This window comes from Candidatus Cloacimonadota bacterium, assembly GCA_012516855.1.
Lineage (GTDB): Bacteria > Cloacimonadota > Cloacimonadia > Cloacimonadales > Cloacimonadaceae > Syntrophosphaera.
Genome location: JAAYWB010000060.1, coordinates 12,889 through 29,464, shown reverse-complemented (window position 1 = coordinate 29,464; position 16,576 = coordinate 12,889). Strand labels below are relative to the sequence as shown.

General features: G+C 54.3%; 9 protein-coding genes. 4 read left to right on the top strand and 5 right to left on the bottom strand.

Going from position 1 to position 16,576, the window contains the following annotated elements; genetic code table 11:
- Positions 1–123: 123 nt before the first annotated feature.
- The 3 genes from GX466_06205 to GX466_06195 all read right to left on the bottom strand — a co-directional run bounded on the left by GX466_06205 (position 124) and on the right by GX466_06195 (position 7,004).
- Positions 124–2,289, bottom strand: a complete 2,166-nt coding sequence (locus GX466_06205) for a T9SS type A sorting domain-containing protein (protein ID NLH93794.1) — start codon at positions 2,287–2,289, stop codon at positions 124–126.
- An 810-nt stretch (positions 2,290–3,099) separates the two neighbouring features.
- Complete coding sequence (locus tag GX466_06200) at positions 3,100–5,253, bottom strand: ABC transporter ATP-binding protein (protein NLH93793.1); 2,154 nt, start codon at positions 5,251–5,253, stop codon at positions 3,100–3,102.
- Positions 5,253–7,004 carry an ABC transporter ATP-binding protein gene (locus GX466_06195; GenBank protein NLH93792.1) on the bottom strand — a complete coding sequence of 584 codons (1,752 nt, stop codon included), beginning with the start codon at positions 7,002–7,004 and terminating at the stop codon, positions 5,253–5,255. The genes GX466_06200 and GX466_06195 overlap by 1 nt, the downstream gene beginning before the upstream one ends.
- 376 nt (positions 7,005–7,380) lie before the next feature.
- Between GX466_06195 and GX466_06190 the strand changes: the two genes are divergently transcribed.
- Positions 7,381–7,857: a cytidine deaminase gene (locus GX466_06190; protein NLH93791.1), complete on the top strand. Its 477-nt coding sequence runs from the start codon at positions 7,381–7,383 to the stop codon at positions 7,855–7,857.
- A gap of 444 nt (positions 7,858–8,301) precedes the next feature.
- Here GX466_06190 and GX466_06185 read toward each other — a convergent pair whose 3' ends face one another.
- Both GX466_06185 and GX466_06180 read right to left on the bottom strand, forming a co-directional pair.
- Positions 8,302–9,558: a T9SS type A sorting domain-containing protein gene (locus tag GX466_06185; GenBank protein NLH93790.1), complete on the bottom strand. Its 1,257-nt coding sequence runs from the start codon at positions 9,556–9,558 to the stop codon at positions 8,302–8,304.
- A 38-nt stretch (positions 9,559–9,596) separates the two neighbouring features.
- Positions 9,597–12,485 (bottom strand): T9SS type A sorting domain-containing protein, encoded by a 2,889-nt coding sequence (locus GX466_06180; protein NLH93789.1) that lies wholly within the window; start codon positions 12,483–12,485, stop codon positions 9,597–9,599.
- A 183-nt stretch (positions 12,486–12,668) separates the two neighbouring features.
- Between GX466_06180 and bamA the strand changes: the two genes are divergently transcribed.
- The 3 genes from bamA to ispD are packed head-to-tail and all read left to right on the top strand — an operon-like array spanning position 12,669 to position 16,573.
- Positions 12,669–14,939: an outer membrane protein assembly factor BamA gene (gene bamA, locus GX466_06175; protein ID NLH93788.1), complete on the top strand. Its 2,271-nt coding sequence runs from the start codon at positions 12,669–12,671 to the stop codon at positions 14,937–14,939.
- Positions 14,940–15,887 (top strand): radical SAM protein, encoded by a 948-nt coding sequence (locus tag GX466_06170; GenBank protein ID NLH93787.1) that lies wholly within the window; start codon positions 14,940–14,942, stop codon positions 15,885–15,887.
- Positions 15,875–16,573 carry a 2-C-methyl-D-erythritol 4-phosphate cytidylyltransferase gene (gene ispD, locus GX466_06165; protein ID NLH93786.1) on the top strand — a complete coding sequence of 233 codons (699 nt, stop codon included), beginning with the start codon at positions 15,875–15,877 and terminating at the stop codon, positions 16,571–16,573. Before GX466_06170 ends, ispD begins: the two co-directional genes overlap by 13 nt.
- Positions 16,574–16,576 lie beyond the last annotated feature (3 nt).

The following is a 16,576-nucleotide window of genomic DNA, read 5'->3' as shown; positions in this document are numbered from 1 at the left end:
AGAGTTTCGGGGCTTCAAAGCTGTCAACCACAAATTTCCTAGCTCCCGCCGCTCAAACAATAAGGGAGCGGCCACGAGGGTCGCTCCCAGTATGTTGTGGCTTTTTAGCCAGGTTTTTGTGGATTATTTGGCGAGCAGCATCTTGCGGGTGACGGTATTGCCGTCGCTGCTGAGGCGATAGAAATACAGTCCACTGGAAACGCTGTTGCCCTGTTCGTCCATTCCGTTCCAGACAACGCTGTGGTTGCCGGCTTCGCGGACATCGTTCACCAGGGTGCGGACAAGCTGGCCTTTGGTGTTATAAACCTTGAGGCTGGCAGGGCCGGTTTTGGGAACGCTGAAGGCGATGGTGGTTTCAGGATTGAAGGGGTTGGGATAGTTCTTCGCGTCCAGGGTGTAAGCCGGGATCACGTCGTCATCGGCGGCGCTGCCGTATTCCACTATCGCGCGGAGCATGATCTCGCCGGTGGTGACGGGCTCCCAATCGGTGGCGATTTTCTTGTAGCTGTAGCCGTTGCTGGAGGTATCCAGACCGATCGCGGAAGCGCCAGCGGTTTCCATGATGGCAAGGTAGAATTCGCCGTCGGCAACGTTGATGTCTGCCGGCAGGGCGATCCAGTTCCAGCCTTCCACCACTGATGCGGCAGGATACTGATACTGGGCCAGTTGGGTGCCGGGCATGTTGTTGGGGCCGTCGTTATCGAAGACGCGGACGATGATGCCGGGGGTTCCAACGGTATGGACATAGACTTTGGCATACTTCACTGTAACAGCCTGGCCATAAGAGTGTTTCACAGCCATCTGCTTGGTGGAGCCAACGTTGAAGCCCTCTTCCGCGGTTCCGTCGTCGTGCATCAGTTCAGCGTGTGATTGAGGAAGCACGAAGGTTGTGACCGTGTTCGAAGCTTCGGAGGTGTTGGCGCCGTAAACGGCTTTCAGATAGTAGGTGTGAATGCCGCCTTCAACGCCAGAATCGGTGTAAGTGAGAACTGTTGCGCCCACTTGGTCGATTTCAATGTCGTCGCGGAAGATTTTGTAGCCGTCGAGGGTGCGGACAGGCTGGGTGGATCCCTTCTCTTGCAGGATGGCATCAGTATAGGCATGTACTTCCTGTTCGTAGGGGCCATGGCCCAGCACGTATTCTTTGCCAGTGACGGGGTCAGCGACATAGATACGAATATTCCAGTTGTATGTGAGGGTTGAGCTTACCGCATTCAGAGTGGTCCAGTTATTCTGCCAGTACATCATATTGCCGTAGCCGGGAACATGGGGGCCGTCATCGCAACCAGCAGGAAAGCCAGCCTGGGTGTTGCAGCGGTAACCGGCCATGATCTGGGTTTGGGAGGGAATGGTCCACGGAGTGGTGAGTTCCACTTCGTTCCAAGCGCCGATGGTGGGTGATGGCACTGTCTGTTCATAGGCGATATCGCCAGCAGCACCAGTCCAAATGCGAAGGGTGTAAACGCAGTTGACTTCGCCAGGGAAGAATTTGATCTTGGTGATGTTCATGCCCACATAGTCAAAAATGCCATGTTCTCCGATGGGATCCCACTTGGCCGCGACCGCGAAATCGGCAGCGGAGTTTGTGCCGATGGAGTTGCCGGAATTTTCACCGTCATAGTGCAGCCAGCCTTCTTCGCCGCCGCCACCGCCGGAACCGGGTTCATCCCAAGTGAGAGTGACATTGTTGCCGGCAACCGTGGCGGCCAGATTGGCCGGAGGCGCGATGAAGATGTCGTTGTAAACGGTCACGTCGTCGATCATGATGCCGGTGCCAATGGGAGTATCTTCATCGGATTTGAAGAACCAGCGCAGCATGATGGTCTGTCCGGCGTAATCGGAGATGAGACCGTTCAATGAATAACTGTTGACCATGGATGCCCAGACATCCGGAGCGTCGGAATAGACATAGTTGGTGCCGGTGGGATCGTTGTAGGGATTACTCATGGCATACCAGCTAAGGCCGTTGTTGGGGGAGATTTCCCAGCCGAAATAGTCACATTGCGGGAATGCGTCCAGATCATCGAAGTAACCTTTGATCATGAAATCCACGCGGATGTCGCCATCGTTGGGAAGCTGGATGGGCGGGCTCACCAAATAGTTCATCATGTTGGGATTGTAGCTGCCCTGGGCGTTTTGACATTGCATCATGTGGGTAGGTGACGGAGCGGTGGGGTCTGTGCCAATGGACCAGATATCGCCGCCCACGGGCACAAGACTGCTCATGGTCATTTGGCCGTCGTCGGTGCCGTTATTGGTATAGCCGCCGAAGGAGATGTCATCAACCATCACGCCGAAGAGGGCAAGGTTGTCGCCGGTCGAATAAGCCGGGTCGGAGGCAAAGGCGAAACGGATCTTGACGCTCTGGCCAACGTAGGCTGAAAGATCCACGCTAACGGGGGTCCAGGCAGTGTGCACGCCACCCCAGCCGGGAATGCCGACACCTTCGCCATGCTCAAAACCGAAGGCGTAGGAAGAGGTGAAGTCATAAACTGGGGTTGTAGGGGTCAGGACGGTCCACGTGGTGCCGTTGTTGGTGGAGACGCGAACGTTGAAGGAGTCCCAGCCGTTGTATTCGCCGGTTCCGCCCACGGATTCGAGGCCGGTGGCCATCTTGAAGGTAAGGGTGGCATTGCCGGACGCGATAGTGCGGGCCGGGGTGTCCAGAACCAGATACTGGTGGTCGTAATAACCGCCGATGTTGGATCCGGAGGCAAGGTCGGGGTCGCCCATCCACCAGACGTCGCCCTGTGCTCCGCCGTAGTTATGGATATGCCAGTTGTTGGGAGGGACGCTACCATCAAAGTGGGTCCATCCGGCAGCACCGTCTTCAAAGGTTTCCTGCCATGCCACCACTTCGTAGCGGCTGCCGTTGGCAAACATGGCTGCGACAATTGTCAGGGCCAGAATTACAAGCCATCTTTTTTTCATTGATCCTCCTTATGAATCAAGGGATAGTTTATCTATGCAATAACAACTGATCTGCGTTTCCTGTCAATCAGTTTTTTCATTGATGTTACCATAAAAGCAAGTTTCATTCCATTGGCAGGAACATATTATCAACCCAACTCATTTGCAGATATGGCGTTATGAAACGCTTTACGTGTACTGCAGCCGGTAGAGGTCATAGTAGAGGCCTTTTTGGTCCAAAAGATCAAAATGTGAGCCTTCCTCCACGATTTCGCCTTTGTGCAGAACGATGATCCGGTCGGCGTGCTGGATGGTGGAAAGGCGGTGGGCGATGATGATCGAAGAGCGGTTAACGATCAGTTTGGCCAAGGCGTCTTGGATCAGCAGTTCGGTTTCAGTGTCGATATTGGAGGTCGCCTCATCCAGGATAAAGATGGAGGGATCGTAAGCCAGCACGCGTGCGAAAGCTATTAACTGCCGCTGCCCGGTGGAGAGGGTGGCGCCACGTTCCATAACCGGTTCGTCATAACCCTCGGGCAGCTTGCTGATGAATTTATCCGCGTTCACATACTTGGCCACCTGGATGATTTGCTCGCAGCTGAGCGCGGTGTTGTTAAGGGCTATATTGTCCCTGATGTTTCCGCTGAAGATGAACACGTCCTGCTGAACGATGCCCACGTTTCTGCGCAGGTCTGCCAAAGCGTAGGAGGAGAGCGGCTTCCCATCCAGCAGGATTTCTCCTTTCTGGAAGGGGTACATGCCCAGGACAAGGTTTACGATGGATGTCTTGCCGCTGCCGGTGTGGCCCACCAGCGCTATCTTTTCGCCGGGCTTGATCTTGAAGCTCACGTCTTTCAGCACCCATTCGCCCGGATTGTAGGCCAGCCAGACGTTTCGGAACTCGATTTCGCCTTTCAGCTTCACGTCGCAGGTCAAGTCGTCGCGGTAATCCTCCGGTTCCTGGTCCATGAGGTCAAAGATGCGCTCTGCGCCTGCCAAAGCACCCTGCAGCACGTTGAATTTTTCCGAGAAATCGTTGATGGGCTGAAATAGCTTGGTGATGTACTGCGTGAAGGCCATCAGCAGGCCGATGGTGATGGCGTTTCGCAGGATTTGCCCGCCGCCGTACCAGATGATCAGGGCCACCGCGATCTGGCTGCTCACGTGGATGATAGGCCGGAAGAAGGCGAAGAGCTTCATCTGCTTCAGCGAAGTGTTGAAGTATTCCCGGTTGATGCGTGAAAACTCATCCCGCTTGTGGAAATACTGGTTGAAGAGCTGAATGATTTTCTGCCCGCTGATATGTTCTGCCAGGGTGGCGTTCAACGCTGCCAATTGCTTGCGCACCTCGCGGTAAAGCACCCGGGTGCGTTTGCGGAATTCACGGATTACCCAGATCACCCCGGGCAGGATGGCGAAGCTGATCAGCGCCAGTTCCCAGTCCAGAAACAGCATCAGCACAACGATGGCAATGATCATCAGCACGTCCTGGAACAGCGTGATCACCCCTGAAGAGAGCATCTCGTCGATGGCGCGGATGTCGTTGGTGACGCGGGTGACCAGGCGTCCGACGGGGTTTTTGTCGAAATACTGCACCGGCATGCGCTGCAGGTGGGCAAAAACGTCATGGCGCATGTCGTTCATCGCTTTCTGCGAAAAGGTGGTGGTGATAACCATCTGGGAATACCCCGCCACAAAGCGCATTAGGCTGATTCCAAAGAAGGCCAGCGCCAGCCAGATGAGGCTGTGAGCCGCTTCACTGCGGACTTGGAAGCGTTCCTTTCCCGGAATTTTGTTAAGCTGCTCGCGCTCCAGGGCGATTTGGCCGTTTCCCAGCCTGAACCAGCCTTGCAATCCTCCTTTGCCGCCTTGCGGAGCGCTGATTTCCGGCAGATATTTATTCAGGATGGCCACGTTGGAGGCTTTGTCCTTGATCAGATACACCTTTGCCTCGGCAAGGATGTTGCGCCGGTTGAGGTCATCCACATCCTGGCGGTTGATTTTGTTCATTTCCCTGCTTGGTATCACCAGAAAGTATTTGCCGCTGTGTGAGAGTTTCTTCAGTTTCAGTAGTTCGTATTTGGCCAGAAAGGCGTCCGCCTCAGCTTCGCTGTTGAAAATGGCTATGTTTTTGTCGGAAACGATATAATCGTCGATGGCGTGTTGCTGGATAAGGGGCTGCACCAGTTCTGCCCCGGCCACCACCATCAGGATGAGGAACGAGATAACCACCCATTTCATGTATGGCAACAGGTAGCGCAACATCCTCCTGTAAAGGTGTTTGTCGAAAACCCTGTTCTTGAGGTCGTCTTCCGCGAAACCGCCGCCGCGTCCGCCGCGCATCATAACTCCTCCCCTTCCAGGCGGGCCCGGATGCGTTGTTTTTCGTAGAGGTCATGATACAGGCCGCCCAGGGCTACCAGTTCGTCATGAGTGCCGCTTTCGGTGATTTTGCCGTCACCTAGGACGATGATGCGGTCGGCATGCTGGATTGAAGAGATGCGGTGGGCGATGATGATGGTGGTCTTGCCTTTGCGGGTCTCGATAAGTTTTTCCAGGATGAAACGTTCGGTTTTGGTATCCACGGCGGAGAGGGCGTCGTCCAGGATCAGAATTTCGGGATTGGTAAGCAGCGCCCTGGCGATGGCGACGCGTTGTTTCTGGCCTCCGGAGAGGGTTACGCCGCGTTCGCCAATCACGGTGTCGAATTTGTTTTCAAATTCCATGACCTCATCGTGTATCTGGGCCAGCTTGGCTGCTTCCAAAACCTGTTCAGTGCTTGTTTCCGGGCTCCCAAGCCGGATGTTGTTGGAGATGCTGTCCGAAAAGAGGAAGATGTCCTGGGGAACCAGCACCATGTCGCGCCTCAGCACATTCAGCGGAATCCGGTGCAGCGGGTGCCCGTCAATGAGGATGCTGCCTTTGGGAGGTTCGTAGATGCGCACCAGCAGCTCTATTAAAGTAGTTTTGCCGCAGCCTGTGGGGCCCACGACGGCCAGGGTTTTGCCGTCGGAGACCGAGGTGCTGATACCGTCGAAGATCAGGGGCAGATTATCACCGTAGCGAAAGCTGAGGTCGCGGATTTCGATGTTGCCCTGCAGGGATTTGATGGCAGGGTCGGCCTCGCTGTCGTCGATTTCCGGGGCGGTCTGGAAAATCTCGTTCAGCCGCTTCAGCGAGGCGGTGCCACGCTGGTACATGTCAACGATCCAGCCGATGGCTATCATCGGCCAGACCAGCATTCCCAGATACTGGAAGAAGGCTATGAACTGCCCGATAGTGATGTCGCCGCGGATGGCTGCGCGACCGCCAAAGAAAAGGGTTATCACCATCGAAAGACTGATCACCAGGCTCTGGAAGGGGTGGAAAAAGCCGGCGATTTTAGCCATGCGGATATTTTCCTGCACAAACTGCCAGGAAACCTCATCCACTTTCTCCAGCTCGGATTTTTCCTGGCCAAAGGCTTTCACGATGCGAATCCCGGAGATGCTTTCCTGGATGGCCCCGGAGAGCGTGGCGAAGCTTTTCTGCACCCGAAAGAAGCTTTTGTGCATCTTCTTGCCGAAAATCGTGATGGTGATGGTCAGGATAGGCATCGGCAGCACCGCCAAACCGGTCAGGCGCCAGTCTATCGAGCCCATGAAGCTGAAGCTGGCGATCGTCATCAGCACGATGTCCATTCCCGCGATAAGCCCCATGCCAAAGAGCATCCTCACGGCGTTCAGGTCGTTGGTGGCATAGGCCATCAGGTCGCCGATCTTACTGCGGTTAAAAAAGTTCTGAGAAAGCCTCAGTAGATGGTTGTAAAAATCCTGCCGCAGATGCTTTTCGATCCTGAAGGCATTGCCGATGATCAAAACCCTCCAGAAATAGCGCAGTATCATCACTGCCAAAGCCAGCCCGATGATGATCAGCGCCACCCAAATCAGCCCTGTGGAGGTGATTCTCCGCTCCTGGATGCTGTCGATGGCGTATTGCATCACCCGGGGGGTGATAAGCTGCACAATATCCACCAGGATCAGCATCACTATGCCCCCGGCTATTCTTCCATAACTCTTCTTCAGATATGGAAGAACGGCGTCAAAAGTGCGCATTAGTTCTCCCTATTGATATTCTCAACGCAAACCGGAAACCCCCTACTGTTCTGTTTTGGAGAGCTTTCCACTTTCCGTTGACAACACCGGATAGTGCGCGCCAAACTCCCCCGCAGTCCCATTTTGTCAATATAAAAAAGACCTTTGCGTAATGCCAAGCAATTAACTCTCAGGAATTGACTCGTGGCAGTTATCCACATTTCTCCGAAAAATCCCCAGCATGAAATTTGAAAATGCTCAGTTATTTGCCTATTACCTTTCTAATACTATCGGTTCTAGCAAGTTTTTTCACATTCAGAGCGTCCTCTGGATTTGGCGCTTGACAGAAAGCCGCCCCCGACAAGCATGAGCGCAAATCCCCTCTAAGGACGTGACGATGAACGAACGACCCTCATGGCAGCAATATTTCATACAAATGGCGATCCTGGCCTCCTCGCGCAGCACCTGTTTGCGAAGGCAGGTCGGGGCCGTGCTGGTGAAGGAAAACCAAATCCTTTCCACCGGCTACAACGGCAGCCCAAAAGGCGTGCGTCACTGTTCTGAAACAGGCTGCCTGCGCCTCCAGAATAAGGTTCCCTCCGGCCAGCAGCATGAGCTTTGCCGCGGCCTACACGCAGAACAGAACGCCATCATCCAGGCCGGCCTGAACGGTTCCAGCGCCCGCGGAGCCACGCTTTACTGCACACATCAGCCCTGCAGCATCTGCGCCAGGATGATCATCAACGCCGAAATCGTTACCGTTTACATCTCCAACACCTATCCAGACGCCCTTGCGGAGCAGTTGTTGGCAGAAGCCGGGGTGGAATTGATCCATTTCGACATGGAGAGCGGCAAAATGAAGAAGCTGCTTTAACGTTCAAGCATTTCAATACCCGCGACCTCGTCGTCACCTCCGTTCTTCTCGGAGTCGCAACCCTCATCTTGTTAAAGGCTTAGGTTGGCCCCAAAGGCAGTTTCTCCTATGCATCAGCTGATTTGTAACTTGCTTTTCACCGTCCAAAGGAAATATCCAACTATTATTACCCATTATACTTAGAAGTTTGCGACAGGTTCTGAATGCCAATCCAGGAGGTATCCTGTGGCCTTCGTCCTTTGCCCCATCCCTTTCACATCTCATTCACTTCCCGCTGTGTTCCCGTTTGAGAGGCGGGAACTCAGCGGGAGGTAGTCAGGAGGCGGATGGGATAGGGCAAAGGACGGGTCAGGGAGGAAAAGCCGGAATGCTTATGCAGAAAGGGTTTGGGTATGCTCCCGGATAGCGGAATGCCCATCTGGAAAGGGTTTTCGCGGGTAGCGGTCAGCGCAAAACCAGGAAGCGACAGGTTTCCGAGCTTTCTCGGGATTCCATCCGGAGGAAATAGAGGCCATTGGGCAGGTGCTCGCCGTGTGCATTCACCAGCGGCAATTCCAGTTTATTCTCTCCCTGGGCGAGGTTGGGATGGATTTCCTCACGCATCAGTTGTCCGCGTAGATTGAAAATCAGCAGTCGAACAGGCCCTTTCGGGATGATGCCAAGATTGACCCAAGCTTTGTCCTGAACAGGATTTGGGCTTACCCGCGGAGATGGGACTGCGGGCAGCAGAGGCTCGCTCGCTGCGGAACTCGCGGAGTGGTCAAAAGTGAAGTTGACTCCGAGGTAAGGGTTCGCGTCCGGAGGAAGCTCAACGCTTTTGGGCAAACCTTCGCTGGTCCAGGTGAAAATACCATTCCGGTAATCCACGGAAGCGCCGGTGGCAGAGAAAGTGAGGTTCAGAGCAAAAGTGTCAGGCTCGCTCCAGACGCCGCCGACAAATTCCCTGTGGATGATGGAACTGACCACCTGGCTGTCGTTTAAGTAGGGAAATGGCGGCAGCTCCGTGGTTTCGCTGGAATAGCGCCAGGGCACGTAGCTGCTATACTTTTCAAACTGATAGCCGTCCAGGACAGCCTGGTTGCCATAAACGTAGGCATAGCTATGGCGGGGCGTCCAGTTCAGCGAATCTACAGAACTGCTTACGGTTTCCAGCAAACGCCGTCCCCTGGCGTCTAAAGAGTATTCGTGCTTCCAGTATTCCAGAGGCCAGTTGACTCGGCGGATTTTCCGGACCAGGAGCATGTCGTCATTGTAGAAATAGTTGATTTGTATCTGGGCAAAGGCGGCCCAGGGATTTTCCGTGTATCGGTCCTCCAAGTAATAGCCGCTGTTGCTGATACGGCTCACGCGGTAGCCGTTGCCGTTGGTGTGGTCATAGCCGGGGGAGCGGATCAACACTTCATCCGAGGCGTAATTCACCAACCCCAGGAACGCGAAGGTGTTGTCGTAATGGTAATCTGAGTCCGGGTCCGCCCAAAGGTCTGATTGCCAGCGGACAAAGCTTATCCTGAGCGGTTCCAGGGGGTCGGAAAAATAGCTGTAACGCTCCAGAGAGATCCAGTCCGGACCGCCTTCCCCACTGCCGGAACTGTGGAACTGCAGTCCCCTAAGGAAAAAGAACTCCGGCTGCGCCCAAACCAGCCCGGACAGCAGGCAGAACAGCAGCAGGAATATCCTGCGTGGATTGGCGATTTCGGTCATGTTCAGCTCCCATCAGGGCCTTTCGGTCTGTCCGTGGGTTATTTTATCAGGCTGACCTTCCTCACCAGGGTTTTTCCGGCGTATTCCATCTTCAGCAAATAGATGCCGTCTGCGAGCGGGTTTCCGCTGTCATCACGGCATTCGAGTGTAAAGCTGTGGATGCCTGAATCCTTTTCCCCGGCATGGATCCGGCGCAGAGCCTGGCCGCGAAGGCTGTATAGAACAAGGCTGAGCGGGCCTTTGGCAGGCAGCGAGATTCGCAGGGAAGCGGAGGCGCTGAACGGATTGGGCCAGATTTCCAGAGCCGCGGAAGCGGGCGGGGTGGCGGGATCCTCAACCGGCGTGAGGTCAATGAGTTCCGGGATGATTTCCTGCAAAAAGGCCCTAACGCCGGAGGCTTGAGCGAAATAGAGCGGAAAACCGAAAAGGACGAACACAGAGCCTGTATCCGGATCGCCGCTGCGCAAAGCCACGCAAGCGCCGTTGCCCTGTGCCGTGGGAAGCATGTTCGCGGTGTAGATGGGGTAGGCAACCTTGTTGAAAGTGTAAATGTATGGCAACATTCCGTTCCAGGCAGGGATCAGCTTTTCCGGGTCGATGTTGAGCGTCGCGTAGGAACTGGACTGGGCGCTGATCAGGCTGGGTGAATTGTCATAGATGAGCTCGATGATTCCGCCGAAGCGGTTAAGGAAGCTTGCTGACAGCACGGAAGCGGTTTTCCAGCCGGAAAGGATCAGCTTTCCGCCGCCGTGGAGGTAGCCGCCGAGTGTGTTCTGATGGTCTATCAACTGGTTTTGGGAAAAGTCATCCGCGTGCCAGAGCAGCAGTCTGTACTGTCCCAAAACATCCAGCGGGGGAAGGCCCTGGGTGGCTACATCCCAGTCGTCGTGTGGGATGGGGTGCAGCACCGTGTCGTAAAAGTCATCCACCATCTGGTCGTCGGGGTTGATGCTGGCGCCGTTGCCATCGCGGGTTTCATCCACCACCAGGAGATTGTGGGAAAAGCTGAAAGACACCGGAGTGGCCGAGACCGGAGAGGACATTTTACTGATCCAGCCGCCTGTGTCCACAGCCGACAAGGCGTATTCGTAGCAAACGCCGTTTTGAGCGGTGAAGTCAGTGAAGCTGAGGCTTGAGATCGGCTCCGGATTGAGGAGCAGCCAGTCTTCCGAACCGCCAGACACACGCCGGTATATGTTATAGCCAAGGCTGCCGTCATTCAGGAAAGAATCCCAAGCCAGGAGCACGGAAGAGTTGGAGGGCAGGCATTCCGCCAAAGCGGGGCTGAGTTCTGTGATGCCTCTCAGCAAAGTCCAATTGTGGTAATTGGGCGTGAGCACAGTGTTGGGTGTCAATTCAGGCCAGAAGTGATTTAGTGTCCCTTCGGGGGATGCCTTCACCAGAAGGGAATCAGTGAAAGCTCCGTCAACAAAGCGGAAAGGCACATCGATATGGAATGGGGTTGATGTGTTGGAAACGGTTTTGGCGATAATTTTCAGAGGGGAATTGCAGACAGGGTTGTTCCAGACGCTGTATTCCAGAGAGGGAATGCCGGCGCTGTAAATCCACTGGTTGAAAAACTGGCTGAGGTCCTGCCCGCTGATGTTCTGTGCCATGGCCTGGAATTCCGGGGTGATGGCGTTTCCGTATTTATAGGTGTTGAACCAGGATTGGAGCAATTGGAAGAACTGGGCGTCGCCCAGCCTGAGGCGTAGCATATGGAGCACCGATGCCGCTTTTTCGTAGGAAGGAGGAGCGAAATAGTTGTTGAAAGACGGATTGTAGATGGTTTGCGGGCTGCTGCCCTCCCAGTTTATGTAATACTGGTGGTAGTAGTTGGCCACATAATCGCAGGCGGCTTGCCAGCCCTCGGTTTTATCGGTCCAGAGATGTTCTGAGTAGGTTGCGAAGCCCTCTGAAAGCCAGACATCGGCGAAAGTGAGGAAAGAAACGGCGTTGCCAAACCATTGGTGGGCAAGCTCATGGGCGATTATCAATTCGTGAGCACCGGTTCCGGTGATGATGTAACTGCCCAAGGTGGTCATGGTTTGGTGTTCCATGGCGCCGTAGGTGCTCATGTTCACCACCGTGTTGCCATATTTTTCAAAGGGATAGGGCCCAAAGATCTGGGAAAAATAGTCAATCATGTCCGGCAGGTTGGCGAAGTCTGTCAGGGCATTGTTGTGTTGGTTTTGCATCACGAAATTCTGGATGGGCAGGTCGCCGGCGTTTTGATTTATCTCAACGTAAGGGCCGCAGGTGACGCAAACCAGATAAGTGGTCATTGGATGTGAGCCGGTCCAGTAAGTTGTGGCGGTGCCGTCGCCGTGGTCCACGATGGATGTGCGGATGCCGTTGGCCGCCACTTTCCAGTCGCTGCGCAGGGTAACGCTCAAATTGACGATGGCTTTGTCCCAGGGATGATCGTAACAGGGCCACCAATAGCGGGCCGCATCAGGATCGGAGATGGTGAACACGGTGTTGGCATTGAAGATCATGCCGATATGGTAAACGTTGGGTGAAAGCTGTGGATTGCCTGAATAGAAGACCTGGGTGGTGAAAGTCTGGCCTGCCTGGATATTCAGGTTGATGTTGATGATTCCCCCGCTGTGGGTGTAGGAGGCAGGATTTCCGTTGACCAGCACTTGGCTGACGCTGAGCCCCACCAGATTGTAGGGAATGGACGTCAGGTTCTGCTCCGCGAGCACAGTGGCGAGCACGTTTCCGCTGATGTGCTGGGCAGCGTGGTTTATATTCAAGGTAAGGTCGTAGGATAGCACATCGAATCCTGTGAGGGAATCGGCGCGGGCTTCAAAACTCCGGCCGGAAGCGGCAGCCCAGGGTTTGCGGGCCAGCGCGGGCTCCGCCGAGGCGCAGACAGCCAAGGCCAGAATCAAAACGGCAAACAAAGCCGGACTAAGTTTCATTTCTGATCTCCTTACCCAAAATGGTTTGGGCACTGCCCCAAAGTCATGCAATAAAGTTTCCAAAACGGTAGATTTCTGTCAATAACAGCCTGATAGGGACCAGAGATGGCGAGGTAGCAAAAAAATCTCTTTACGAAAAAGCGGCCTTGCCAGAAATAGGCGTCAATTCCCAAGGGAGGAGAAATGCACATTTTCAAAAGGTGCCTGGTGCCCTGCCTGATGCTGTTGATCAGCTGTGGCAGCCTGTTCGCGGCAGGCGAAACTATCTACGATATCATCGTGCGCGGAAACAAGGCGGTCTCACCCCAGATGGTGACCACCGCCATCACCCTGCGCACAGGCGATCTGCTCAATCCGGAGGAAGTCGCCCGTTCCATCCGGCAGCTCTACAAGATGCGGATGTTTTCGGATGTCCGGATCTCCACAGAGCCCTACCGGACAGGCGTGAACCTAATCGTGGACGTGGTGGAAAACCCGGTGCTGGCTATCATAGAATATGAGGGAATGAAAGCAGTTAAAAAGGAAAAGCTGGACGAACTGGTAACAGTGCGCGTCGGCTCTTTCTGGAGCGACTTTCAAAAGCACGAACTGGTAAGCAAGTTAACCGCGGAATACAATAGCAAAGGTTACAACAATGCCAAGGTGATGCTGGACGAGCAGACGGACGCTGAAGGCAAGATAAGGGTGAAGGTGAGCGTGGTGGAGAGCGGACGCCTGGCTATAAACGCCGTGACCTTTGTGGGAAACGAGAATATTGAAGATAGCGCCCTGCTGAAACGAATGAAAACCAAACCCGCGAACCTCTTTCGCTCCGGGCGCTTCGAACAGGATAAATTTGACCAGGACCTGATCAAACTGGCTGACTATTACAAGAAGAACGGCTATATTGACGTGATAGTTGGACCGCACGAACTTATCTCCACCGGAGAGAAAACCCAGGAACTTGTGATCAACATCACCGAAGGCAAGAGATACACTTTCTCTGGAATCACAGTGACAGGCAATGAGCATTTCACCACCGAGAAACTGCAGGAAACCTTTACCCTGAAAGTTGACGAACCCTTCGACCAGACCAAGTTTGACGAACAACTGAACAAGATCTATTCACTCTATTATGACGAAGGCTTCATATACATAGGGATCGACCAGGAAATACAGAGGGCCGACAGCACTCTGACCATAGTTCTGAACGTGAAGGAAGGTGCCCGGGCCCGCATCCGCCAAATCCACATCACAGGAAACGAGCGCACCAAGGATAAGGTGCTGCTCCGGGAACTGGAAATCGCGCCGGGGGATTATTTCCGCCAGAGCCAGGTGATTCGCAGCCAGCAGAACATCTACAACCTGGGCTTCTTCGAGCCTGACATCCGGCTGGACTACACTCCCATAAACGCTAACGGAGACATCGACCTCCAAATCGACGTGATTGACAAATCCGCCGGCTCTGCCAACGGAGGAGTGGGCTATAACAGCCAGGACGGCTTTGTGGGCCAGCTTTCGCTTTCCATGAACAACATCATGGGCAACAACTGGTCGAGCAGCCTGGCCTGGGAGTTCGGAGGCAAAACCCAGGATTTTCAGTTCAGCTTCACCAATCCCAATCTGATGGACACCGACATTCTGCTTGGGTCGTCGATCTATTACACAACCAAGGACTGGAGCTCCTTTTACTACAAGATTTTCACCCGGGGCGCGAGCATTAGGCTGGGCCAGTATTTGCCCTGGGTTGACCGAACCAGGCTGGTAGCGGGTTATTCACTCTATTCTAAGAAATACGAGATCACCAACCATAGCATGATCGATCCCTTCACCAATGCCACTCTGGTGGAACTGGACACCCTGGGCTGGCGCTATACCAGCGCTGTGAGCGCCACCGTGAGCCGGGACACCCGCAACAATATCTATTTCCCTTCCCGCGGCACGCAGATGACTCTGTTTTCGGAACTTGCCGGCGGCTTGCTGGGAGGAAACTTCGATTATTTCAAACAAATTGCCCAGGTGAACTGGTACATGGAACTCTGGTATAAGCTGACCCTGCGCACCAAATGGCGCTTTGGCTACATCACCCCCTACGGTTCTTCCACAGACGCTCCGCCAGACGAAAAATTCTATCTGGGGGGCACCGGGGTTGACGGCATCCGTGGCTACCCAGACCGCCGGATCGGGGTTGACGAGGACGGGGACGGAGAGATGGATACTGGCGGAACCCGAGAAATCATCTTTTCCACTGAACTGGGCTATCCCATCGGAAGCGACCAGATCATCGGACAGGTTTTCTTCGACGCCGGCGATTGCTACAACAAGCTTCGCGATTTCAATTTCCTCAAGTTCAAGAAGGGCGTGGGGGCGGGTGTCCGCATCCAGAGCCCCTTTGGCCTGATCGGATTCGACTATGCCTACAACCTTGACAAAGGCACTTGGGAACCGCATCTCCAGTTTGGCACTACCTTCTGAATGAAATACAAACATCTTTTCGGCCCGGTCCATTCCCGCCGGTTGGGATATTCCCTCGGCGTGGACCTGGTTCCTTTCAAATACTGTCCGTTGAGCTGCGTCTATTGCGAGGTTCAGATAACTGACCACCTCACCTTGGAACGCCGGGAGTTCTTTCCTCTGGAAGAGATCACCGCTGAACTGGTGGATTTTCTGAAAACAAAGCCGGAACTGGATTACATCACCTTTTCCGGTGCTGGTGAACCCACGCTTTACAGCCGCATCGGCGAAATCGTGCGCTTTGTTAAGGGCGAATATCCAGAGTACAAACTGGCTCTGCTCACCAACGGGACTCTGCTGAACGATGCCGCCCTGCGGCAGGAAATCCTGCCCTGCGACCTCATCCTGCCATCCCTCGACGCCTGCCACCAGCAGACTTTCAGGATAATCAACCAGCCCCATCCTGCCCTAACGGCTGAAGGGTTGGTGGAAGCCCTAACCTTGCTTCGGGAAGATTACAAAGGCCTGATCTGGCTGGAGGTTTTCATCATCGCCGGAGTCAACGATTCCGAGGATGAGATGGCCTGCCTTTGCAGAGCGATAGAAAGGATTCGGCCGGATTTGGTTCAGATCAATTCCCTGGACCGCCCCGGCGCGGAAGCCTGGGTTAAAGCGGCGGGGGATGAAGTCCTGACCAAGGTTTTAAACTATTTCAGCGCCCGGCTAGACATGCCTGTGGAAATCATCGCCAAAGCGCAGCAGGAAATAGCGGTTCCGCCTGTGCCGGAAGATATTGAAGCAACAATCGCTGCCACACTCAAGCGGCGTCCTTCCACCGCGGAAGACCTCTCCGTCACTCTGGGACTGCACATCAACGAAATCAGCAAGTATCTGCGCCAGTTGAACTCTGAGCATAAAATCAGCGTCAGGCGCGAACAAAGGGGAATCTTTTACTCATGGAAGCAATGACCACAGCGATAGTTACCGCCGCCGGCTCAGGCAGCCGCATGGGTGGAAACGTGCGCAAACAGTGGCTACGTCTGGGCGGTATTCCCATCCTCATTCACACCTTGCAAAAGTTTTTTAACTCAGCCCACGTGGACAACATCATCGTAACCGCCCCCGAAGAGGAACTTGGCTACTGCGAAGAATTGATTCACGAATACTTTGAGGACTCCGTGAAGCCCTGGCTGGTGGTTTGCGGCGGTATCGAGAGGCAGGACAGCGTGTTCTGCGCCCTGCAAAACTGCCCGACAGAAACGGAATTCGTGCTCATCCACGATGCCGTGCGCCCCTTCATCACGGAAGACCTGATCGAAGAACTGCTGAAAATCGTGCAAAAGGACAAGGCCGTTATCCCCGTTGCCAGGCTAAAAAACACCATCAAGAGCATAAAAGGCGATTATATTGAACAAACCATTCCCCGTCACAACCTGGTGCAGGTATTCACGCCTCAGGTTTTTGCCTACCGGTTGATCCTGGCTGCCTATGAGCGCGCCTACCAGGAAGGCTATGTGAGCACTGATGATTCCGCTTTGGTGGAACACAATGGTGGTAAAGTTCGCTATAAATTCTGTTCAGACCTGAATCTGAAAATCACCGACGAAGTAGATCTGTTCTTCGCCCGGCAGATCCTGGACAACAATCTTATCTAAAGG